Here is a 22894-nt window from a genome sequence, read left to right on the forward strand (position 1 = left end):
AGGAATGCAAAGTTACCAACCTCAGGATTTTACGCCGATCACCTTTACGGCTGCTGCCAGCTCTTCGCCGCCATAGCCTTGTGCCACGGCCCGCTCAAGCAATTGCGCAATGACCGCCGGCAGCGTTGCGTCGAGGCCTGCTTCATGCATCGCGCCATGGATGCGGCGCGTGGCATTGACCGAGATCGAAAGCGGGCTTTGTGTGACGGCGAAATCGCCGCTGGCTATCACCTTGGCTTCATGCCGCAGGAATTCGCCGAACGAAGGCGACATGGCCTGCACGATAGCGCCGTAGTGCTCGAGGTCCAGGCCTTCCCTTTGCGCCAGTGCCGCGCCTTGCAGGAAGCCTGCCGTTGCGCCGTACACGAAAGACAGCGTCGCCAGGTCCATGATGGCCGCTGCCGCGGCGCGTTCACCGAGCCAGACGACGTTGCCGCCCAAGGCTGCCAGCACTGCGTTGGCGGAATCGGCTGCGGTGCGCGGGCCGGAAAGCAGGATCGTGGTATCCGGCTTGCCCATCTGCTCCGGAGCAACCTGGATCGCGCCGGACAGGTAGGCCATGCCGTGTGCACGCGCCGCTTCGGACGCCGCCGCTGCTTCCTGCGGACTGAAGGTGGTGAACTGCAGCAGCGCCTTGCCTTTCAATGCGTGCCATACGCCTTGCTGCGAAAGGATCTCCATTGCCGCAGCGTGATCGTGTACGCACATCACGGCGAACTGCGCGCGGCTGGCGGCATCCGCCGGCGTTGCTGCGAGATGGGCGCCGGCTTCGGCCAGGGCTGCGGTCTTGCCGGGGGAACGATTCCAAACGTGGACTTCAAAGCCTGCCTCGAGCAAAAGGCGGGCGAGGGTAGAGCCCATCTGGCCAAGGCCAATGATAGCGATGCTTTTCATTTCAAACTCCTTAATGTGGGTAGGAGTTGCCATATCTTGGGGTACCATAAAGCTCGGCAAGTACCTACTTTTTTGTGGGGTACTTCCTATTTGGTAAGTTTTGTGGAAATTCAATGGCTGCGAGCAAACCTTATAACTGCGGCATCGGCCCGGCCTTCGAGGTCATTGGCGGCAAATGGAAGGCGCTGATCTTGTACGAACTGCAGGCGGGACCGGTGCGTCCGGGCGGCTTGCGCCGCGTGCTGGGCGACATCACGGAGAAAATGTTGATTCAACAACTGCGGGAAATGGAAGCTGACGGCATCGTGCGGCGCGAGGTGTTCCCCGAGGTGCCGCCACGGGTCGAGTATTCGACGACTGAGCTGGGTGCGGAGCTGAATGCCGCGCTGGGACCGGTCGCGCGCTGGGGCGAGAAGTTTGCACAAACAAAAAAGGCCTGATAGCGAACTATCAGGCCTTCTTCATGAATTCGGTGGGGTGGCTGATGGGGCTCGAACCCACGACAACAGGAATCACAATCCTGGACTCTACCAACTGAGCTACAGCCACCACTGAAAACTGCTTTTCTATCGCCCCGTAGCGCGACAGAGCCGAGATTATATAGGGACTCCGATAATCTGGCAAATATATTTCAAACGACCACTGATTCGACCTTGGGGTGCAGGCCAAGCAGGTTGGCGAACTGCTGCTGCAAGGCTGCTGCGTTGCCGCTGGTGTAGCCGTGCAGGTGGGCAGGCGTGCCGCCCGGACGCAGCAGGCCGGCGCCTTCCAGCAGGCGTGCCAGCTGGCGGGCTACGGCGTCGCCGGTGTCGATCAGCGTGACCGCTGCGGCGTCGCCGCGTTCCGCAACCAGTTGCGCGATGGCGTCCCGCACAAACGGGTAGTGGGTGCAGCCGAGGACCAGCGTATCCGCGCCTTGTTCCAGCAGCGGCTCCACATAGCCCTTCAGCATGGCCGCAGTTTCTTCACCGGTCAGGTCGCCCTGTTCGATGCGTTCCACCAGGCCGACGCATGGCTGCAGCAGGAAACGCGTGCCGCTGGTGCCGGAGATCTGTTCGCGCAGCGCCAGGAACTTCTCTCCGCGCAGCGTGCTTGCCGTCGCCATGACGGCGACCGTGCCATTGCGGGTGGCCGCGGCGCCAGGCTTGAGGCCAGGTTCCACGCCAACCACCGGCAGCGCAGGGTAAGCCGTGCGCACTGCCTTGATGGCCGCCACGGTGGCGGTATTGCAGGCCACCACCAGCGCCTTGGCGCCCTTCTCAAGCAGGAAGGCTGTGACGGCGACTGCGCGCTGCACCAGCCATTCGTCCGTCTTCGCACCGTAAGGCGCAAAGGCGGAGTCGGCGAAGTACATCACGTGCTCGTGCGGCAGCTGCGCGTGGATATGGCGCAGCACGGAGAGCCCTCCGACGCCGGAATCAAAAACGCCGATCGGCGCGTCGGCGGAGGAGGGGATTGGATGGATCATTTATGCTGGCTGCGCCGCTTTCAGGGACTCGATCTTCACCTGCCATTCTTTCGGGCCGGTGTTGTGCACGGACGTGCCGGTGGAATCGACGGCTACGGTGACTGGCATGTCGACCACGTCGAATTCATAGATCGCTTCCATGCCCAGGTCTTCGAAGCCGACAACCTTGGCGCCCTTGATCGCTTTCGATACCAGGTAAGCAGCGCCGCCGACAGCCATCAGGTAGGCCGACTTGTGCTTCTGGATCGATTCGATCGCGGTCGGGCCGCGTTCCGCCTTGCCGACCATCGAGATCAGGCCGGTTTTTTCCAGCATCATGTCGGTGAATTTGTCCATGCGGGTCGCGGTGGTCGGGCCGGCTGGGCCAACGACTTCGGTGCCGACCGGATCGACCGGGCCAACGTAGTAGATTACGCGGTTGGTGAAGTCCACCGGCAGCTGCTCGCCCTTGGCCAGCATGTCCTGGATGCGCTTGTGGGCGGCATCGCGGCCGGTCAGCATCTTGCCGTTCAGGAGCAGGGTCTGGCCCGGCTTCCAGGAAGCCACTTCTTCCTTGGTCAGGGTGTTCAGGTCGACGCGCTTGGACTTCTCGGTATCGGCAGCCCAGGTGACATCAGGCCAGTCGGACAGCTTCGGCGGCTCGATGTAGGCCGGGCCGGAACCATCCAGCACGAAGTGGGCGTGGCGGGTGGCCGCGCAGTTCGGGATCATGGCGACCGGCTTGGAGGCGGCGTGGGTCGGGTACATATTGATCTTCACGTCCAGCACGGTGGTCAGGCCGCCCAGGCCTTGCGCGCCGATGCCCAGGGCATTGATCTTGTCGCACAGTTCGATACGCAGTTCTTCCAGCTTGTTTTGCGGGCCGCGCTTTTTCAGCTCGAACATGTCGATGTCTTCCATCAGCGATTCTTTGGCCAGCAGCATGGCTTTCTCTGCGGAGCCGCCGATACCGATGCCCAGCATGCCTGGCGGACACCAGCCGGCGCCCATCAGCGGCACGGTCTTCAGCACCCAGTCAACCAGCGAGTCGGATGGGTTCAGCATGACGAACTTGGTCTTGTTCTCGGAGCCGCCGCCTTTGGCCGCAACGGCCACTTCCACGGTATTGCCTTCCACCAGTTCCATATGGACCACGGCCGGGGTGTTGTCCTTGGTGTTCTTGCGCTCGAAGTGCGGGTCGGCCACGATGGACGCGCGCAGCTTGTTGTCGGCGAAGTTGTACGCGCGGCGCACGCCTTCGTTGACGGCGTCGGTCACGGTGCCTTTGAAGCCTTCAAAGCGCACACCCATGCCGATCTTCAGGAAGACGTTCACCATGCCGGTGTCCTGGCAGATCGGACGCTTGCCTTCCGCGCACATGCGGGAGTTGGTCAGGATCTGGGCGATCGCATCTTTCGCTGCCGGGCTTTGCTCGGCATCGTACGCGCGCGCCAGGTGCTGGATGTAATCGGCTGGGTGGTAGTAGCTGATGTACTGCAGCGCGGCGGCAACAGATTCGATCAGGTCGTCTTGCTTGATGATGGTCATGATTGGCTCGTTGGCTAATTAGTGTTGCTTGGAATCGTGGTGCGTCAGGGTGGTGATGCGATCGGTGTACGCAATCGCCATTGCGGACAGCAGGAATGCGATGTGAATGACGGTCTGCGCGATCAGGACCTTTTCGTCGTACGCGTGGGCGTTGATGAAGGTCTTCAGCAGGTGGATCGAAGAGATGCCGATGATCGCCATTGCCAGTTTGGTCTTCAGCACCGAGGCGTTCACGTGCGACAGCCATTCCGGCTGGTCTGGGTGGCCCTCCAGGTGCATGCGCGAAACGAAGGTCTCGTAACCGCCCACGATCACCATGATCAGCAGGTTGGAAATCATCACCACGTCGATCAGGCCCAGGACCACCAGCATGATGGTGGTTTCGGTCAGTTTGGTCGGCGCCTCGGTTCCCTTGACGGTTACCGCTTGCAGGATGTGGTCGAGCGAGGAAGCGTTGCCAAGTGCTGCGCCAATCAGGTCCTTCAGCTCGACCCAGAAATGGAACACGTAGACGCACTGCGCCAGGATCAGACCCAGGTACAGTGGAAGCTGCAGCCAGCGCGACATGAAGATAAAGGCGGGGATCGGGCTAAGGCGTTTGCCGTTGGGGTTCAGTGGTTCGGTCATCTGCGGTTATTGTTCAAGCGTTGAAAAACAGCCGATATTCTACACGCGCAGGGGCGCCGCTGTAGCGACCGGGCTGTGCTACATTGCCGTTTTGTCTAATTTGCCTGAAGATTATGAAGCTCGATTGGGTGCAGGGGCTGCGCGGGATCGCCGTGCTGCTGGTGGTCCTGGCACATGGCCGGTATTTCCTGGACGGTACGCCGAATGAAGCGCTGGCCACGGCCCTGTTCCTGCCGGGCGCGATGGGCGTCGACCTGTTCTTCCTGGTCAGCGGCTTCATCATGGTCTACACCACCCAGGCGGCCAGCGGCCCGCGCGATGCGCTGCTGTTCGCGGCCAAGCGCTTTGCCCGCATCTGGCCCGCCTATGCAGTGGTGACGCTGGCCTGGATATTCATCAAGCGCGACGGGCTGTGGTTCTTCGACGATCCCGAGCGCCTGCAGGCGCTGTTCCAGTCGCTGGCAATGCGCCCGGTGACGCCGCAGGATGCACCGTTCTTTGGCCTGGTATTCCCGCTGGCGTGGACACTGGCGTTCGAAATGTACTTCTACCTGGTGTTCGGCGCCAGCATGCTTGCGGGCCGCATGCGCTGGCTGGCGCTGGCGAGCTGGATGGCGCTGACGCTGATCGTGCTGCCGATGACGGCAGGCGGGCCAACGCTGGACGCACGCCAATACCTGATGTTCGATATGCCTTACCTGCACCTGGCGACCAACTCGATCATCTGGGAATTCGTGGCGGGTATGGCGATCGGGCTGCTTTACCTCAACCCAAACGTACGTTTCCCCAATTTGTCGCTGGCCTGGCAAGCGGTGATCTGCAGCTCAGGCTTCGTGCTTTGGTGGGGCTGGTCTGGCGTGGGAGGATTCCACGGGCCGGCAGGGTGGGGCTGGCCGCTGGCGCTGATGCTGCTGGCGCTGGCCATTGCCAGCAAGACGGTCACGCTGCGCACGCCCGGCTGGCTGCAATGGGTGGGCAACGTGTCCTACTCAATGTACCTCACACATTTTCTTGCCCAAGTGGTCTTGACCCGCTGGCTCGATCAGCACTACCTGCACTCACATAGCTGGAACGAGGTCTATCTCGCGCTATTGCTGGCGATCCCGGTTGCATCGGCTTCGCACTGGCTGCTGGAGCGCCAGCTGGGCGGATGGACGCGCCGCAAACTGGTATTGCTCGTTGACCGCGTGCTGCCGGCGCCGCCTGTACCAGAGGGGCTGGATGTGATTAAAATGGCAAAAGTAGCGCCTCGAAAAATGTAAGGGCGCAGTAAGCGACAAGCTCTATTGTTGCAAGCAAACCATCACTAACCGGAGACAAGCATGACCAACCAGGGCGCCGACCAACAGGGACCAATGGAATCGCGTATTTTTGCGCCGCCAGCGGCATTCGTCGAAAAGGCCGCAGTATCGGGCATGGCCGCCTACAAAGCGCTGTGCGACGAAGCGGAACGCGACTATGAAGGCTTCTGGGCGCGCCTGGCGCGCGAGCACGTGGAATGGCAAACGCCGTTCACCCGCACGCTGAACGAAGACAACGCGCCGTTCTACAAATGGTTCGAAGACGGCAAGCTGAATGTCTCGTACAACTGCCTGGACCGCAATATCAAGAACGGCCTGGGCGACAAGACCGCGATCATCTTCGAAGCGGATGACGGCCAGGTGACCCGCGTCAGCTACCAGCAGCTGCACGACAAGACCTGCAAGTTCGCCAACGGCCTGAAGGCACGCGGCATCAAGAAAGGCGACCGCGTCGTGATCTACATGTCGATGTCGGTTGAGGGCGTGGCGGCAATGCAGGCTTGCGCCCGTATCGGCGCCACCCACTCCGTGGTGTTCGGCGGCTTCTCTGCCAAGTCGCTGCAGGAGCGCATCATCGACGCCGGCGCTGTCGCCGTGCTGACCTGCGACGAGCAACTGCGCGGCGGCAAACAACTGCCGCTGAAAGCCATCGTCGACGAAGCCCTGGCCATGGGCGGCTGCGACACCATCAAGAACGTGGTGGTGTACAAGCGCACCGGCGGCAATATTGCCTGGACCGAAGGCCGAGACATCTGGCTGCACGATCTGGTTGAAGGCCAGGCCGCCACCTGCGAACCTGAATGGGTGGACGCGGAGCATCCGCTGTTTATCCTCTATACCTCCGGCTCCACCGGCACCCCGAAAGGCGTGCAGCACTCCACCGGCGGCTACCTGCTGTGGGCCGCGCTGACCATGAAGTGGTCGTTCGACCTCAAGCCGGAAGACGTGTACTGGTGTACCGCCGATATCGGCTGGGTGACGGGCCATACCTATATCGCATACGGCCCGACCGCCGTTGGCGCGACCCAGGTCGTCTTCGAAGGCATCCCGACCTTCCCGCACGCCGGCCGCTTCTGGGAAACCATCGCCAAGCACAGGGTCAATATCTTCTACACCGCACCGACCGCGATCCGTTCGCTGATCAAGGCCTCCGACGTCGATCCGAAAGTGCATCCGAAGAACTTCGACATTTCCTCGCTGCGCCTGCTGGGCACCGTGGGTGAACCGATCAATCCGGAAGCCTGGATGTGGTACTACAAGAACGTGGGCGGCGAGAAGTGCCCGATCGTCGACACCTTCTGGCAGACCGAAACTGGCGGCCACATGATCACCCCGCTGCCAGGCGCCACCCCGATGGTGCCAGGCTCGTGCACCTTGCCGCTGCCAGGCATCATGGCCGCGATCGTGGACGAAGCAGGGCACGACGTACCGAACGGCAGCGGCGGCATCCTGGTCGTCAAACGCCCATGGCCTTCGATGATCCGCACCATCTGGGGCAACCCGGACCGCTTCAAGTCCGGCTACTTCCCTGTGGAGCTGGGCGGCAAATACTACCTGGCCGGCGACGGCGCAATCCGCAACGCCGAAACCGGCTACTTCACCATCACCGGCCGTATCGACGATGTACTGAACGTGTCCGGCCACCGTATGGGCACGATGGAGATCGAATCTGCGCTGGTCGCCAATCCGATGGTGGCGGAAGCCGCCGTGGTGGGCAAGCCGGATGAAACCACCGGCGAATCGATCTGCGCCTTTGTAGTGTTGAAGCGCGCCCGCCCGACCGGCGACGAAGCAAAGCAGATCGCCACCGAACTGCGCAACTGGGTAGGCAAGGAGATCGGCCCGATCGCCAAGCCGAAAGAGATCCGCTTCGGCGACAACCTGCCGAAGACCCGCTCCGGCAAGATCATGCGCCGCCTGCTGCGCGTGCTCGCCAAAGGCGAAACCATCACCCAGGACGTCTCGACGTTGGAGAACCCAGCCATCCTCGAGCAACTGAAAGAAACCTCCTAAGCCTGAACAGGCGGGTCAGACCCTTGGGTCTGACCCAGGTTTGCCGGGTTTAAATAGAAACCCTTTGCACTCTCCCATAACCCTGCTATAATTCGGGCCTCTCGCGATAAGCGTGAGAATGTAGGAGAGATGGATGAGTGGTTGAAGTCGCACGCCTGGAAAGCGTGTATAGGTTCATAGCCTATCCGGGGTTCGAATCCCCGTCTCTCCGCCAGAATGTGCGTAAGTAGTTGATTTACTTGCGAAAAAAAGCCAGCTTAGATAGCTGGCTTTTTTGTTTTTTGGCTTTTTCGCAGAGTTATTGGGTTAACTTTGGGATAAATCGGTCATTCCCCCTGCTCCCCTCAGCTCAGGCCGCTGTGTGAATTCTGACCCATCAATTTTCGGTCAGCGCCAACACCCTGAAAGCTGTTGCAACGTCAGAGTTTAAGACGCGACCAGCGAACCAGGCCGCCACGACTCTCAGTGCAGCATTTCAAAAAGCCGGGTTGAAATAGCAAGGGAAAGTAAAAACCGGCGCGGGGCCGGTTTTTACAATGAGGCCGTTATCGCCGCCTGTATCTTCGCCAGCTCTCTGGAGATGATTGAGAGCTGATTGTTCCGGCTTTTATTGCTTTTCCAGGTCCCCATCTTCAATGCGGCCTTGATCTCAGAGTGGACGAACGCATTGACCGACAAAGTACTTCTGACAGCGTCGCCAGCAGGGCACCGTTTGGCCATGCGCACGGCGTTGATGATGCCCTCTTGGCGAGCCAGTACAGTTTATCGCTGGCTCGTCCTTGGCTTGAAGTTCTCATCGACCACCAGGGCGGTAGTGCCGGGCGGCAGGACTTGCAGCGACTTCAGGAATTCAATCAAGGTGTCCTGGTCATATTTACTGGCGGCCTGGTAAGCCTTGCGCGAGGCAAGGGCTTCGCCTGCATGTCCCAGTACCGCTTCGCGCATGGTGCTGTACATGCCGTGATGGAAATACGGGCCGGAATTGGCAACACCCCATAGCCGGCGCGTCAGGAAGCGCCGGTTACCTTCGGGGAACTTGGGCGCCCAGACAGGCCAGTTCATGTCCAGCGATTCGAGCGGCATGGGATCGGACGGGTCGGAAATGTCGTGCAGTTTGAAGTCGGTGTAGGCCGGCACCATCATCACCAGGTCGTCGGGATGTTCGGGGGCCAGGCGCGGCAGCGGCAGCGAAGGATCGTTCAGGTCGACCTGGACGGTCCTGGCATCGCCCGCGCGCAGGTTGCCAACCGGGTTGAAGGGGCCAGGTTCAGTGAAGGTCCAGCCTTCGCGGCTGAGCGGCAGGGCCGGCACGTGGCAGCTTGCGCAGCCGAATGAATTGAATTTCGCCTGGCCGTGCACGATCGCTTGCGCAATTTTGGGATTGCCTGGAATGACCTGGCCCGGCACCGCCATGGCAGCCTGGAAGATGGAAGCAGCGGTCACGTCGGCGCGGGTCAGCTCGTTGCTGAAGCCATCTCCGTCCTGGTCGGTATTGGCGCCGAAGCGTTCGGTCGACTGCATGCCATGATGGTGGTTGAACGAGGTGTTGGTGAAGTCGCGCAGCGATACCGAATTGCCGGCCTGGTGCCAGGGCCTGATCAACAGCGTGGGCGGGTCGATTGGCGTGGCCGTGATCAGGCTAAGGCGCGGCAGTCCGGTAACCTGGCTGACATCCCACAAGCCGTCGCTGCGCCGGGTCAGCTTGCCGAAACTGACCCCTTTCGCGGTCAGTGCCCGCGTTTCGCCGCGCTTCATGCTGTCGCGGATGCGCTGCAGGTCGGCGGTGATCTCGCGTGCCAGCATCTCGATATAGCCGGCGCCGAACATGCCCGGCGTATGGCGAGAGTTGCCGATGCTGGCCAGAGTGACCGGCTTGCCGCGTTCATCGAGCGCACCGCGCGTCGGCACCAGGTCGGTCCGCTCAAATGTTGCGAAGTCGAAGCGCTGGCCCTGCACGAACACATTCGCCACGAAATCGCCGCTGCCGCCTGTCACGCCGAACGGCTGGTTGTGGCAGCCCATGCAGGAGTTGGCATCCGGGCCGGAAATGCGGTTGAAGCCGCGCGCACCAACCAGCGGCATCGACACATCGGACAAGCCGCGGCCATTGCCCTTGGTGAGCGGGCGGCCGCCGCCTTCGGCCTTGGTCCAGTTGGCGGAGAACACGCGGCGCCCATGTTCGAGCAGCCGTTCCAGCGGCGCCGTGTACTCTTCGTCGTCCTGCATGTGGACGGGCAGGCCCAGCTCAAGGCCGATCTCGGTCTGGCGCAAGGAGGCGTCGACCAGCACGCTGGTGGCGGCTGCGCTGGCGGCAAGTGCAGCCAAGGCCAGTGCGGTGAGTAATTTCCTTTGCATCGCCGGTCCCCTTATTTCTTCTGTGGCGCCTCGGGCGACACCAGTTCGATTTGCAAGGCGCCGCCGTCGGCAGCGGAGCGGCCGGTGCCGCGTCCGAGCATCATGCCGTCGCGCCAGACTTCGACGTTGATGCCGCCGGCCGGCACGCCGCTTAGCGTGAAGCGGCCCTGGCCATCGGTATTGGCCATGCCGAGATACCTGGCATTTGCCGAAGAGCGCACCCGCACTTCGGCATTGGCCAGGGACTTGCCGGCAAGGATGCGTCCCGGGCGCTGTGCCGCGGCGCGTAACTGTGCCGGCGCGGCCTGCTGCGCCGCTGCGCCGCCGCCGGACAGGGCGGTAGTGGCAGCGCCCATTGCCGGCAGCACGGTGCGCACGCTATAGCCGCCGCCTGGCGCCGGCGTCAGTACGACAAAACTGTTATCCAGGTCGAACGGGCTGGCGCCGGTAAAGTACTCGTAGACCGCAGTGGCGGCCGGGACTTCCAGCGTCGGCGTGGCACTGAAATCGACCTGCTGGAAGGGTGAATTCGGGCCCGGCGTGATGCCGGTGATCGCACCGCTCCTGAGTGCCGTGATGCCCTTGAAAGCGAATACGATGCGGCCGTCGCGGAACAGCTGGATCTGCAGGGTATTGCTGCCGCCTTCACCGTATTGGCGGGTGCGGTCGTACGTGACGATGAAGCGATCGGGCAGGGTGTCGTTGATCAGCACGCCGCCGCCGCCGATCAGGTCGTCGAAGAAGGCGGAAACGCGCTTGCGGTTGCTGAAGTCCGCCACATTCTCGGCGTAAGTGTCGTCGCCCGAGCCAAAGGTAATGTAGCCATTGGTGCCGACATAAGCGGTGTTCTCGTTCTGGCCGTAGAACGGGAACGGGAAGGGCAGGCTACGGCCGGTGTAGCAGTCGTCGCAAGTGGTCCATAGCGTGCCATAGTCGGTTTCGAAGCGGACGTCGATGACGCTGATGCGCCCTACATCGGTCTGCCCGCCCAGGACCGGCGCCACGGCCGCCGATGAGCCATTGCGCATGGCGCCGCCTGGCGGGGTGTAGGACGCTTGCAGCACCAGGTTGCCAAGCACGGTGGGTACGCCGCTGATGGCGAAGCGGCCGTCGGCACCGCTGGTGGCGCTGCGGCCACCCGGAGCGGTGACCAGGGCCCCCGCCAGCGGCGTGCCTTCGGCATCGGTTACCTGGCCGATCGCCTGGGTCAACGGGTCAGGCGCTACGCTGACGGTAACCGCCTGGGCGCTGCCTTCATTGCCGCCCAGGTCGCGCGCCACCGCACCCAGCTCCAGGCTGGAGACGCCGGTCGGCACGGTGAAGGTGTACTGGTAGGGCGCGCCGGTGCCGGTGAATGCCGGCTGGCTGTTGACCAGGAAGCGCACCGAGGCGACTGTAATGTCGTCCTGGGCGTCCACCGCAATGGTCAGCGGCGCTCCTTCATAGACCAGGGCACCGTTGGCCGGCGCGGTAATGGCGGCTGTCGGCGGTACGCCGGCCAGGTCGATGCGTGGCTGGTACTGGCCGATGTACAGGCGGCTGTCGCCGCTGCTGCCGCCGCGTGCCAGGCTGTTGCGGTCGGCGGCCAGGTAGATGTAGCTGTCATCGGCGGCAATGCCCATGCCGTTGTCGTCGCGGGCGCTGAAGTTCAGGATCGCGCGCGGCTGCAATACCTGCGGGTTGCTGGTGTCGACGATAGGAACGCCGTTGACGAAGAGCACGTCCGCCCCCAGCGCGAAGTTGCCGCTCAGGATCACGTTGTTGAGCAGGCCGCCGAGCGACTGCTGCGTGCGCGACAGGATGGCCGGGGCTGCCAGGTTGGCGATGTCGACCGAGGTCATGCTGTTGGCGTAATCGGCCACGATGGCTGTATTGCCGCGCAAGGCAACGCCGCGCGCATCGCCGGTGGCCGCCGTGCCGCGCAGCAGCGGCGCCGACACGTTGCTGACGTCCACCAGTTTCAAGCCGGCTTCGCCCATTGCCACGGCCGCCAGGTTGCGGTTGGGATCGAGGTCCAGGTTCCAGGCCGTGCCGCCCAGGCCGATGGTGCCGGCCTGGATCATGGCGCCGGGATTGGCCACGCTGACGAGGTACAGGCTGCTGCCCGATACCACGTAGGCCATGCTGCCGCGCACCTTCACGCCCATCGCGTTGCCCACCGCTGCGAAGGTGCCCAGCAGGCGCGGTGCGGCTGGCGTGGACACATCCACTACCTTCAGGCCGCCGCTGGTGGCCAGGTAGGCGATGTTGCCGGCCAGGGTGATGTCGTTGGCGCTGGCACCGAGGTTCAGGCTGGCCAGCAAGGTCGGGGTGCGGCGGTCGCTGCCGAGTGCCACCACGTGCAAGCCGGCCGAGCCCGCTGCGACATAGGCGAATTCACCGCCCACCGCCACGCCGTTGGCCAGGCCGGGAATAGCGACGAAGGACAGCGCTCCCGGCGCGAAATCCTGCACGGTTCCCAGCACGGTGGCGGAATGGCCGTTGTTGCTGACCGTGATGGTGCAGCTGCCCGCAGTGCTGGCGTAGACCCGGCCATCGGGCGCGCCGAAGTTGCAGGAGGCGACATTGCTGCTGGCGTATTGCGTCTGGCGCGCGCTGCTGGTGAGGTTGATCTCGCTGCCGTCGATCAGCGTCCCGGTCACGGTCAGCTGCACGCTGGCGCTGCCGGACAAGGAGTTGACGACCAGGGTGAAGTTGCCCGGCGTGACGCGGACGCCGGCCAACGCTGCGCCCAGGTTGACGCTGGCCGGGTTGGTCGGGTCGCTGCCGGTCTGGATCTCGATGCCGTCGCGTACGCCGTCGCCGTCGGTATCGGCGAGCAGCGGACTGGTGCAGAAACCACGGGTGCAATGCGCTTCATCGCCGTCGCTGAGGCCATCGCCGTCGGTATCGGGATTGCGGGGATTGGTGCCGGCGCGGTATTCGTCCACTGCGGTCAGGCCGTCATGGTCCAGGTCGAGCAGGGCGTCGGCCCCGTTGTTGGGATTCATGCCGAGGCGCAGTTCTTCATCGTCCGGAATGCCGTCGGCGTCGCTGTCGGCGCCAGACAGGGCGACGCGCAGCTGGGTGATGCCTTGCGTCCCTTCGTTGGTGGCCTGGATCGCCACGGTGCCGCTGCGCACGGCGGTCACCAGGCCGCTGGGGCTGATGGTGGCAATGGCCGGATTGCTGATGCCGTAGCTGGTGCCCGTGGCCGTGACATCGACCTGGTTGCCGGCCGGGTAGGTCGCCAGCGCCTGCAGCTGGGTGGTAGCGCCAGCGCTGGTCAGCACCGGCGCGCCCAGGCTGACGCGCAGGCTGGACGGGATCGGGGTGGTGGGGCCAAGCAAGATGGGCGGCAGGGAGACCGAGCCGTTGGCCGGAATCGTGAATTCGCTCGACTGTCCATACGAGGTGACGCCGCTTTGCACGCAAGTGGCGCGGGCCCGTACCCTGCCGAAATTGGCCGGCAGGTTGGGTAATACCCAGGTGCCGTCTGCCTTGACCTGAACATTGCGGTTAAGGACGCTGACTGTGCAGTTCTCGTTGAGTCCATTGGATTGCGCATACGCAGGCATGCCGGAGAGCAGCAGGGTGCACGTTAACGCCGCTGCCAGTGCATCTCTCACGCCGTCAAATAAGAACTTCATCGCGCCCCCCGGGTTCGGTTTATTTTGTGCTGCCCAGCGCCGCAATGACTTCGGCATCGTCTGCATCGTAAATATCGAGTTCGTTCTGGAACATGGTGGTCGGCTTGCTGCCATCGATTTCGCGCATGACGAAGATGATGTACTTCTTCCGCAGCTGCACAACCACATCGGCCAAGCGGTAAGGATTGTCAAGGCCGCCGACAGCGACTGGCACCACGAAGAACTCTTTGAGGTAGTCCGGCGCCTTCAGCAGGGGCGCACGCGCGTTTGCCAGCGCATTCTGGTACTGGTCAAAGACCACCAGGCTGCCGCTGGCCTTGCGCTCGACATCGCGGCTCAAGGACAGCGCCTGGCTGTCCGAAAGCGCCGCTTTTCCTTCCGCGGGGCGGTAGGTGACCAGTTTCAGCGGGATGGTTTTGCCGGCGACGGCTTTGCCGTGATCGAAGCGTTGGCTAATCTGGAATTCCAGCTCTTGCATCCCCCTGGCGTTGTCCAGGACTTCCATCTTATGGCCCGGTTGCGCGGCGATGAAGCGGCCTTCCGCGATAAACGCAGCGTTGCCCATGCTGCGCTGGACCTTTTCGGCGGTCGAAAGAATTTGCTTTTTACCGCCCGGGTAAAAGACGTCCTCCGCAAGGACGGCCGGTCCTGCGCTGCAGATGATTATCATGAGTAGTCCTTTGATCAATCGTTTCATGCCTTCCTCCTCTTCGATCAATACGTTACGCCACTTGGCACTTCCACCGTCACACCGCCCTGGCATTGGAAGCCATAACGCATCTCCCCTGCGAAATCGGTATGCGCCGCCTGGCGTGCCACCATGGCGCTCCAGTCGGCGGAGAGCTGTGTCACTGCGGCGGTTTTTGCCTGGTTACATGCCTGCATTGATGCGTACTTTGTGCCGACGATGCCTTTTGCCCCGTTGATGACTGACATCAGGAGGCTGGCGTGCTTCAGTTCATGCGTCGTGGTGCGCGAAATATTGGCGGCGGTGCGCGTGATCGCGCCGCAGCCGGCAACTTGCGCCTTGGTGTGAATGGTGACACGCCAGGCGGCTTTTGGGGTGATGTCGCCGTTCATTGCCGCCTGTTCGCTGCCGCCGGCACAGATGGACGCGCAGCTTAAGGCCTCATCGTAACCAAAACCGGTATTGGCACCGAACTCGCCAAGTGCGACCGCATCGCCATTGTCGTTGCTCGCCGCTGGTGTTGGCGATGCAGGCGGTGGCGGAATTGCCGGACTATCGGCCACCGGCACGCAGGTGCTGCCCTGGCATTGCTTGCAGGTGGGGCAGGTGCCGGCGGAGCCGGAGGTGTTCGGGTCGCCGCCGCAGTGCCAGCCTGCCTTGATCACGCCGGCACCCGGATCGGAAGTGATGGTTGCGCCGTCCTCGCTTACCGTGGCGCTGCCGATGGCGACGAAACTCGCCAGGTCGTGGTCGTAGGAATACATCTCGGTCACGGCGCGCGGAGGCAGGCCGTCGACGTTGGGCATGGTCATGCGCGCGGCCGGGCTGAAATGGGTGCCGACCGGCTGGATGGTGACCACGAAGCGCGGCTGCTGGCCGAAGCCGGGCGCCATCGGCACCTTGTCCATATTGACCGGTGTGACCGATACGCAGCCGCTGCGCGAGCCGCCGGCAAAGGTGGCCGAACCGGGCGCGATGGCCAGGGCAAAGCCGGGCACCTCGGGCAGGGTCAGTGTGCCACCCGTGGTTTCGTTGACGCAGATGCGGTTGTTCGGGTTGATTTCGGGCAGGAAGACCGGCATCCCGAGGGTATTGTTCTGGCCCGCGACGGTGATCATGTCGAAGTCCAGCGTCGGCCAGGTGCCGGGGCGAGCGGCTGTGCCGCCGTCGGCCATCAGCTTGAACACGCCGACCGGTACCGGCTGCATTACGAACTGGCCTTGCGCGTCGGTTTGCACGGGCGTCGCCATCTCCTGCGGGATATTGCTGCGGTTGCCCTGGGTAATGTGCAGCAGGCGCATGGTAACGCCGGGGAGAGGGTTGTTGCTGTTGTCCAGCACCACGCCGGTGATGCGGGTTTGCGCCGCCGGTCCCGGCACCAGGCCGGTAGCGCTGAAGGCAGCCGCGAAGCCGGGGTTGCCGGTGAAATTGGCTTCCACCACGTTGTTGCCGACACCCTGGTCCGGTCCCAGGATCAAGGTCGCGGCAATACGTCCATCGCTGTCGCTGGTGGTCTGGTACGTGGCCTGGTGCGTCGCGCCGAATCCGCCACCGCCGCCTTTCACCTGGAAGGTGACGGGAATGTTGGCGAGCCGGTTGTTGTGGGCATCGGTGACGATGGCAATCAAGGGCAGGGGCAGGGGCTGGCCTACCACACCGGTCTGGGTATTGCCGGAGTCGACCACCATGAGTTTGGGGCCGCCGGGTGCGCCGATGGCAACGAAGTCGACGGTAGCCTGGCTGCCGGCGGTACTGGCCTCGACCAGGTTGCCGCTGCCGGTGCGCCGGCCCAGGCGGTAGAACACCTTGGCCTTGCCTTCGGTGTCGGTATTGACGGCCAGCGCGGAGAGCGCGCTGCCCGGGGCCGTGCCGGCGGCCAGTGTGCCGTCCAGCCCGACGACCCTGAACACGACAGGCTGGTTGGCGAGCGGCGCGCCTTGGGCATTGGTCAGCGCCACCACGAGTGGCGCGGGCAGCAGGTTGCCGGCCGGGCCGCTCTGGTTGTTGCCCGATACGAGCCGGAGTCCGCCGGCTGCCGCCAGCCGGGTCAGCGTGGTGCTGGTGGTCGCCCGGTTGCCGGCGCGGTCGGTGACCGTGGCCTGGATGGTGTTGGCGCCGGGACTGAGCGGCACTTCGCGTGCCGTAAAGCTTCGGTTCAGCACTTCGGCGCTGATGCCGTTGACGGTGACGGTAGCCTGCTGCGGATTGACGGTGCCGACCACGATGTCGTTGACCATGCCGCTGACGGTGACGCTGGCGGCATTGGTGCTGCCGTTGGCGGACGGCGAGTAAATTTCGATTTTCGGTGCGGTGGTGTCGAGCGTGACCAGGATGCTGCTGGTGGTGGTGCTGCCGCCGCTATTGGTGGCGACGGCCGTGATGGTGTTGGGCCCCTCATTGAGCGGAACGGAGGCGTTGAAGCTGGTGCCGCTGAGAATGGCGGCGATGCCGTTCAGCGTGACCTGGGCGGCCGGGTCGCCGACCTTGCCCGAGACGGTGACCACCGGCGTGTTCAGGTAGGCTCCGCTGGCCGGCGCGGTGATCTCGGCGCTGGTGGCGGTGCCGGTGATCGCTACGCTGAGCACGCTGGAATACACCGCCTGGCTGTAGCCGGGGAAACTGCCGGCCACGCGATAGCGCACGGTACCGGGCGCGTTTTCAAGGATGGTGCTGAGCAGGCTGTAGATCTTGTCGGCAGCTTGCGCATCGCCTTCCGCACCGTCGTCATGCAACTGGCCCAGGTTCGCCAGCACCGCGCCGTCGCCATCGATTTTCTGCAGCACGAGGGAAGTGGGCGGGACTTCGGACTCGACGCTGGCGCTGGCCAGGCCGATCACAGCGGCGCCGGCCGGGGTGCTGGCGACGCTGAAGCTGGCGGCCGTGATCTTGGGAGCGCCGCTTGCACCCGTTACCGCCAGCGTAAGCGGGGCCGAGAGGGTGCGCTTGATTTCGCGCTTGTAGGCGGCCGAGACCTGGAAGCGCACGCTGCCTGCATTCGCCTCATTGAGCTGCATGTCCAGCGTGTACAACTGGTCGTTTGCAATGGCGTCGCCTTGCCGCCCATCGTCATGCAGCACGCCGACGATGCTCTGCACGCTGCCGTCGGCGTTCAGCCGCTGCACATTGGCACTGCCTGCAATGTAATTCGGATCGCTGATCGCCACGACGACCTTGACGGTGGCCGGCATAGCTGCCGCGATGCTGGCAGGGCTAAGCACAGGCGTGCCGAGGCTGCCGGCCGCGGCCTGGCCGGACAGCAGGGCTGCCCCCGCCAGCACGGCCGTATGGATCGCAGAATAAACGATTCTCATGCTTGCTCCTTGGCGCATCCGCGACGGGCGCGGGCGCAATGCTTTGCTTCAGATGGATTGCCGGAATTCGCCCGCAAGGGCTTCAGGGATGACGGAACTTGCTGCGTCGGCGCAGCATGAGGGCCAGCCCGCCAAGGACCAGTGCCAGGCTGGCCGGCTCAGGCAGGTCGGTGGCCGGGGTAGTGACGCTGAGGTCGTCGAGCAGGAACGAAAAGCCGTCTGCTGCGGCGCTGATTTCGAGGCGGGCGATCAGGCCGCCAGCAGCGGCAATGCTCAACAGCTCGTTCGCGACGCTGCCCGGATCGCCCGTGCCGTCAGCCGCATTGCTCAGGAAAGCAGAGCTGGTTTGTGCGAGCAGCCTGTTGCTGCTGTCGTAGGCGGACATTGTCAGTCCGCTCAAATAAGTAAAGTAGCCCGACACGGCTTGGGCCGGGGTGGCAAACGTGATGACGATAGGACCGCCGTCGTCAAGGAGGGCGTTGGTTCCCGAATGGAGTGGAAAAGAGAATTCGTTAAGGCTGACGCCGCTTTTCAGGATAGTCGCATGCGTGAACTGCAAGCCGCTGTACTGGCTGGTCAGGCTTGTGCTGTCGGCAAAGGAATCGAAGCTGTAGGACAAGGTACCCGCCGAACTGCCGGCCATGGCGCCGAGCCAGGCAAGGCCGGCCGTAAGCAGTTTTCCCACATTGAGGATGCGCTTGTTCATACCTGATCCCTAAGAATTGATTTTGCGTGCTGGGAGCCTTAAGCAGAAGTTATGCCAGATTGATAAGTATTTGATTGAAAAGAAGTCGTTTGACTTTCATTGTTTAATTTGTAAGATCAAACGACACTTGCTTTCAAATCGACCGTTAGGGTGAACGCGGAATTGCGCAAGCCCGCATTCAAGCGGGCTTGCGCGGCCTGCTTTAGTTTGACGTCACGTGCGTGCACGTCCAGGAAACATTTGAAGCGATCCAGGTCTTCTTCCAGTCGATAGCAGATTGCTCGCGGCAAGCCTGCTCCGAGGAAAACTTCGTATCTTCATAGCGCTGATAAATATAGCCATCAAGCGGACGCCACACAGCACCGTACCAGTAATCTTTTGGATTGATAACGTTGCTGAATTGCTCTACAGGTCGATTCGCTGAGGTGTCTTTATAGTCGACCACAGTTGATCCATCCGTGTTGAGGGAGCGAATCCAAAGCGATTTGCTCTGGTTTCCCACGCTGTCAACCGGCGTGCAGATGCGCACCTTGGTCGTCGAAAATCCCATGGGCAAGGTCATGCAGAAATACGGATTGGGGGCACCGGCAACCACAGACCATTCAGCAGTCGCGGTGTAATCGGGTGTCGGATCGCAATAGTGCGCGAATGCGCCAGCGCGGAACGCCTCGCTATAGCCGGTTGTGCGCAAGCCCGAGAAGAGGACGCCTGAGGAGTTGGTTGACGTCGGCAGTTCGCTCTTGTTCGCGACAGAAATGCACTCTTTAAATGCGTTGTTATCCGCGCCGTAGGCAACGCCGAGGGGCGCCATATTTGCGTCGAGATGGAACTTCCAAAGACTCTGCCTTACCAGGCGGCCGCTGGCGTCAATGCGCTGCAACTGGATGATCCTGGTATTCGTGACGCTTTGTGATTTGCCATTGGTCACAAATGGATAGGATTCTTCGGCTTTGATAATCAGGGTTGCCGTTGCCAGCGAGCCGTCATTTGACGACAGTGGGATCGTCTGATCGGTCTGGATAAAATTCTTGAATGCTTGACTCGCGTTGATGGAGGCAACTACAGGGGGCGCAGGGGTTGTGGGAGTCAGAGGCGCGCCCGTCCCGTTAGAACTGTTTGTTGTGCCGCCACCGCCGCCACATGCACAAAGTGTCGCAAGAATAATCGCTGATACAGTAAATCGTTTCATAGGGTTCCAGAAAAAGTTTTGTCTTGGCGGCAATGATCATAAGACTATGTTGCTTATTTTGCAAGTAACACCGGATCGCAATCCACGAGAATTTTCTTTGTGGCAATATATCGTTTTTAGCAATCCGATTACCGTCATGCGAAATTTTGGAAATACAGTCCTGTTCTGCGCCGCTCTTTTGGGCGCAACGGCGTCTTATGCCGCTCCCAGATTCAAAACTGAGGCTTCACAATTAAGCGCTCAGAAAAGGGAACTGCTTTCCGAGACAATGAAAGTGCTGGACGACTGGAGCGGTGAGAACGAGAAGCTGGTTGCCGCAGGTGTGATGATCGACAGTTTGATCAAATCCGATCCGGACTTCCTGCCGATCTATATCGAGAAAGCCCGCCTGGCCATCATGCGCGGGGCGACCGGCACCAATGATTTCAAGAAGGCCAATCGCGACGCGCTGGCAATCATTGCCGAGGTGCAGAAGAAAGACCCGTCTTACCCCAAGTCCTACGTGCTGGCTGGCCATGCCTTCTTGAATGTTGAAGATTTTGAGAGTGCGAGAAAATCGCTTGAGCGTGCCGAACGTATCGGAACTTCGGACCCTTGGCTCTACAATAATTTCGCCGATTTGTACGGCCGCATGAGGCAATACGACAAGGCGCTCGCCTATGCAAAAAAGGCCTTGATCCAATCGAAAGATAACGGCAAGGCCCTGGTGTCGGCTATTGCCTTCATCAGTGATTTTTCGGGATTCACCGGCCATCCGGTGCGTAGTGCCGATATTTCGCAGCTGCTGTTTGATTCGTTCAAGGATCCTGAGCAGCGCATGCGCATCGCTGTCAGGCTGACGGGCGCCTACCACGGGACGCCGGAAGTCCTGGACCATGCGTATGAGATTATTGAACGGCAGCGGAAAGAAACGCCGGGGCTGGAATCCGCGGATCTTGCATTGGCAGAGTGGTTTCTGGCAAAGGGCTACTGGAAGACCCAGAACATGATCGGGATTTATGATCCGAAGCTCAGTGCTGCGGCCGACAAGATCCTGGATGCCGTCAAGCCGTCCCAATCCGCCAATGGCCGGATCTTTACCGGAAAATTTGCTATCGCCCTTGGTAACGGTGACATCGGCAAAGCCAGTGAATTGCTGAAGGCCGGCGAGGCGGGCGATGTGCCGCGAGGCCGTGTAATGGCGGGCAAGTCATTAATGATGTGGCTGAAGTCGGATTACGCCGAAGTGATCAAGATTGAAGAGGGCCTGGCAGACAGTGAACCGGACTTCGCGAATGAATCCCTGCTGGTCGCTGCCTATTCCCGCCTCGGCCGCAAAGACATGCAGGCGGCTTATTACAAGCGGCAACTGGAGCGAAATCCCAGCGCGTGGACCCTTGGGAACTATTCGCATTTCCTGCTGTTTTTCATGCATGATATTGACGGTGCGATTGTCTACGGCGAAAAGGCCTTGAAGGAAATGAAGTACCCGATGGCGTCGAACACTACATCGCTCGCCTATCTCATGAAAGCGTCGACACTGAAACGTGCAGGGAATGCGGCGGCCGCCAGGAAACATGTGGACCAGGCGAAAGCCATCGGCTTTGACGAAGGCTATGTCTTCCAGTATTGCGACACTTATTGCGCCGATATCCAGAGTTTGTTGACCCGGCCTTAGCCCGCACCTCAGGCCATCCAGAAGAAAACAGCCGTTAGGCGTTTATCCAGATGGTCGAAGCCGAAATACCCGGTCGCTGAATGCACCAGGTTCGCCTTGTACAGCAGGATGCGGTTGAAGCGATTCTCAACTCGCACGTCTTCCTGCCAGGCGTCGGGCGGCAGGCCCTTCACCTTCAGCGCTTCGCGCAGGTTGACGTGCGGCGGCATGCACAGGTTGCCGCCCAGCGTGCCGTTTGGCTGGCGCTGGCGGTAGAACGAGGTGCCGCAATCCGGATCGGGATCAGGCGTGAGGTAGATTACGCAGGCGTAGCGGCATAGCTTGGTCGAATCGGTGTGCGGACGTGCGCCGGAATCCGGCATGCCTACCAGCTGGGCGTAGTTGTGATTGAGCGATGTGCCTTGGGGCGTCGCTTCCTGCCACAGGCGCTTGGCGCCGGTCATCTTCTTCACCCACGTTTCCACGAATTCGATCTCGGGTGGCGTGAGTGCGTTCGGCGTGCGCTTGCCGGGCCAGGGTTCGTTGGCGTAGGGGGCGCCGAGTTCCCAGTAGTCGTGGTTGTAGCAGCGCTGTGAGATTTCCTGGGCATTGGGCAGGAAGTCGTCCTGCACCCAATAGTCACGGCCTAATTGGGGTTTGCGGTAGGGGATGATTGGCAGCATGGCGTAGAGCGTAGCAAGAAAACAGCGATTTAACGGATTCTTAACGCCCCCGCTGTGTTCAGATTGATACGTTACGGGACGATGCCGGCATCAGGCCGCCAGGCGGTCGCCTGCGCGCCTGGCGTTGTCCTGCACCAGCACGCGGGCGCCGCTACGTGCGGCGGCTTCGCGCAGGGCAGGAGTATCGTCCTTGACCAGGATTTCCACGTTCAAGGCGGCGGCCCGCGCCAGGACGTGCGTCAATTCGGCGGTGCCGGTGCCGTGCAGGCTGGCGATGCGCACCGCATCCACACGGGCGTGGCCGAACACGGAGGGCAGCTGGACCGCGGTGGCTACTTTCACCGAAATGCGGAAGCCGTTGCGTCGATAGTTGTCGGCCACGTAGTTCAGCATCCAGTTCTGGCGCGCGTTCACGGCCGGCAATTGCAGTACGATCTGTCCGAGCGGAAGCCCGAGCGAGTCGAGGATGCGCCGGAATGCCATGCCATGGTTGCTGCTGACGGCGCTGAGCAGGCGGTCGTGAACGTTCAGGTGAAGGGGGCGCGTGTCCGGCTCTTCGCCGCGGAAGAAGTTGATGGCGTGCAGCGTGCGGCACAGGCGGTCCAGCGCTACGGATTCGTCGTCGCTGGCGGCGCCATCGAGGTAGGTCCAGACGGGCAGGCCGCAGTCCGCTTCCGTCACGCCGCGCACACGGCCGGCATAAGCGGTGACTGTGCCGCTGCCCAGTTCCCGGATAGGCAGGAAGGTGCTACCCAGCCAGCAGTTGAAGAGTAAGCGTCAACGCAGCGCCGTCTTGAGCGCCACGCTACTTTAACCGATGATGTTCCCAACACCGCTGGGAAGCGGAGTTTAAACGCCGGCGAATTT

16 protein-coding genes and 2 tRNA genes are annotated in these 22894 nt (G+C 62.1%); 5 read left to right on the top strand and 13 right to left on the bottom strand.

The annotated features are described in order from the left end of the window. Positions 1 to 21: 21 nt before the first annotated feature. Positions 22 to 942 (bottom strand): NAD(P)-dependent oxidoreductase, encoded by a 921-nt coding sequence (locus tag ASD07_RS18040; protein ID WP_156398059.1) that lies wholly within the window; start codon positions 940 to 942, stop codon positions 22 to 24. 65 nt (positions 943 to 1007) lie between these two features. On the opposite strand from ASD07_RS18040, the gene ASD07_RS18045 reads away from it, so the two are divergent. Beyond that, on the top strand, positions 1008 to 1334 hold the full coding sequence (locus tag ASD07_RS18045; protein WP_055933434.1) for a helix-turn-helix domain-containing protein: 327 nt from the start codon (positions 1008 to 1010) through the stop codon (positions 1332 to 1334). A gap of 33 nt (positions 1335 to 1367) precedes the next feature. Here the strand turns inward: ASD07_RS18045 and ASD07_RS18050 are convergent. The 4 genes from ASD07_RS18050 to ASD07_RS18065 form a co-directional block, all read right to left on the bottom strand. Further along, positions 1368 to 1443, bottom strand: a tRNA-His gene (locus ASD07_RS18050). A gap of 82 nt (positions 1444 to 1525) precedes the next feature. Next, entirely contained in the window at positions 1526 to 2362 is an 837-nt protein-coding gene (murI, locus tag ASD07_RS18055; RefSeq protein ID WP_055933436.1) for a glutamate racemase, read from the bottom strand. Continuing rightward, positions 2363 to 3889, bottom strand: a complete 1527-nt coding sequence (locus ASD07_RS18060) for a fumarate hydratase (protein ID WP_055933439.1) — start codon at positions 3887 to 3889, stop codon at positions 2363 to 2365. Positions 3890 to 3907: 18 nt separating this feature from the next. Next, positions 3908 to 4516 carry a TIGR00645 family protein gene (locus ASD07_RS18065; RefSeq protein ID WP_055933441.1) on the bottom strand — a complete coding sequence of 203 codons (609 nt, stop codon included), beginning with the start codon at positions 4514 to 4516 and terminating at the stop codon, positions 3908 to 3910. Between the two features lie 113 nt (positions 4517 to 4629). Here ASD07_RS18065 and ASD07_RS18070 point away from each other — a divergent pair, with 113 nt between their 5' ends. From ASD07_RS18070 to ASD07_RS18080, 3 genes are all read left to right on the top strand, one after another. Continuing rightward, a complete protein-coding gene (locus ASD07_RS18070) occupies positions 4630 to 5778 on the top strand; it encodes an acyltransferase (protein WP_055933444.1) in 1149 nt (382 codons plus the stop codon). 60 nt (positions 5779 to 5838) lie between these two features. Next, positions 5839 to 7830, top strand: coding sequence for an acetate--CoA ligase (acs, locus tag ASD07_RS18075; protein WP_055933447.1), 1992 nt, complete (start codon positions 5839 to 5841; stop codon positions 7828 to 7830). 123 nt (positions 7831 to 7953) lie between these two features. Continuing rightward, positions 7954 to 8044, top strand: a tRNA-Ser gene (locus ASD07_RS18080). 548 nt (positions 8045 to 8592) lie between these two features. Here ASD07_RS18080 and ASD07_RS18085 read toward each other — a convergent pair. From ASD07_RS18085 to ASD07_RS18110, 6 genes are all read right to left on the bottom strand, one after another. After that, the gene (locus tag ASD07_RS18085; protein WP_082507402.1) at positions 8593 to 10185 is read right to left on the bottom strand and encodes a di-heme oxidoredictase family protein; all 1593 of its coding nucleotides are present in this window, start codon (positions 10183 to 10185) and stop codon (positions 8593 to 8595) included. Positions 10186 to 10196: 11 nt separating this feature from the next. Then, the gene (locus ASD07_RS18090; protein WP_162246572.1) at positions 10197 to 13814 is read right to left on the bottom strand and encodes an Ig-like domain-containing protein; all 3618 of its coding nucleotides are present in this window, start codon (positions 13812 to 13814) and stop codon (positions 10197 to 10199) included. Positions 13815 to 13833: 19 nt separating this feature from the next. Further along, positions 13834 to 14511: a hypothetical protein gene (locus tag ASD07_RS31285; RefSeq protein ID WP_162246573.1), complete on the bottom strand. Its 678-nt coding sequence runs from the start codon at positions 14509 to 14511 to the stop codon at positions 13834 to 13836. A gap of 17 nt (positions 14512 to 14528) precedes the next feature. Continuing rightward, a complete protein-coding gene (locus ASD07_RS18100; protein WP_055933460.1) occupies positions 14529 to 17813 on the bottom strand; it encodes a hypothetical protein in 3285 nt (1094 codons plus the stop codon). An 82-nt stretch (positions 17814 to 17895) separates the two neighbouring features. Beyond that, the gene (locus ASD07_RS18105; protein WP_055933463.1) at positions 17896 to 18519 is read right to left on the bottom strand and encodes a PEP-CTERM sorting domain-containing protein; all 624 of its coding nucleotides are present in this window, start codon (positions 18517 to 18519) and stop codon (positions 17896 to 17898) included. Positions 18520 to 18721: 202 nt separating this feature from the next. Then, a complete protein-coding gene (locus ASD07_RS18110) occupies positions 18722 to 19708 on the bottom strand; it encodes a hypothetical protein (RefSeq protein WP_156398060.1) in 987 nt (328 codons plus the stop codon). A 46-nt stretch (positions 19709 to 19754) separates the two neighbouring features. On the opposite strand from ASD07_RS18110, the gene ASD07_RS18115 reads away from it, so the two are divergent. Further along, positions 19755 to 21365 carry a hypothetical protein gene (locus tag ASD07_RS18115; RefSeq protein WP_156398061.1) on the top strand — a complete coding sequence of 537 codons (1611 nt, stop codon included), beginning with the start codon at positions 19755 to 19757 and terminating at the stop codon, positions 21363 to 21365. Positions 21366 to 21373: 8 nt separating this feature from the next. On the opposite strand, the gene ASD07_RS18120 is transcribed toward ASD07_RS18115, so the two are convergent. Together ASD07_RS18120 and ASD07_RS18125 are read right to left on the bottom strand one after the other, a co-directional pair. Beyond that, a complete protein-coding gene (locus ASD07_RS18120) occupies positions 21374 to 22027 on the bottom strand; it encodes a DUF6445 family protein (RefSeq protein ID WP_055933471.1) in 654 nt (217 codons plus the stop codon). A 90-nt stretch (positions 22028 to 22117) separates the two neighbouring features. After that, complete coding sequence (locus ASD07_RS18125) at positions 22118 to 22708, bottom strand: hypothetical protein (protein WP_162246574.1); 591 nt, start codon at positions 22706 to 22708, stop codon at positions 22118 to 22120. Positions 22709 to 22894: the final 186 nt, after the last annotated feature.

This window comes from Duganella sp. Root336D2, assembly GCF_001425005.1.
In the GTDB taxonomy this organism is placed as follows: Bacteria; Pseudomonadota; Gammaproteobacteria; order Burkholderiales; family Burkholderiaceae_D; genus Rugamonas.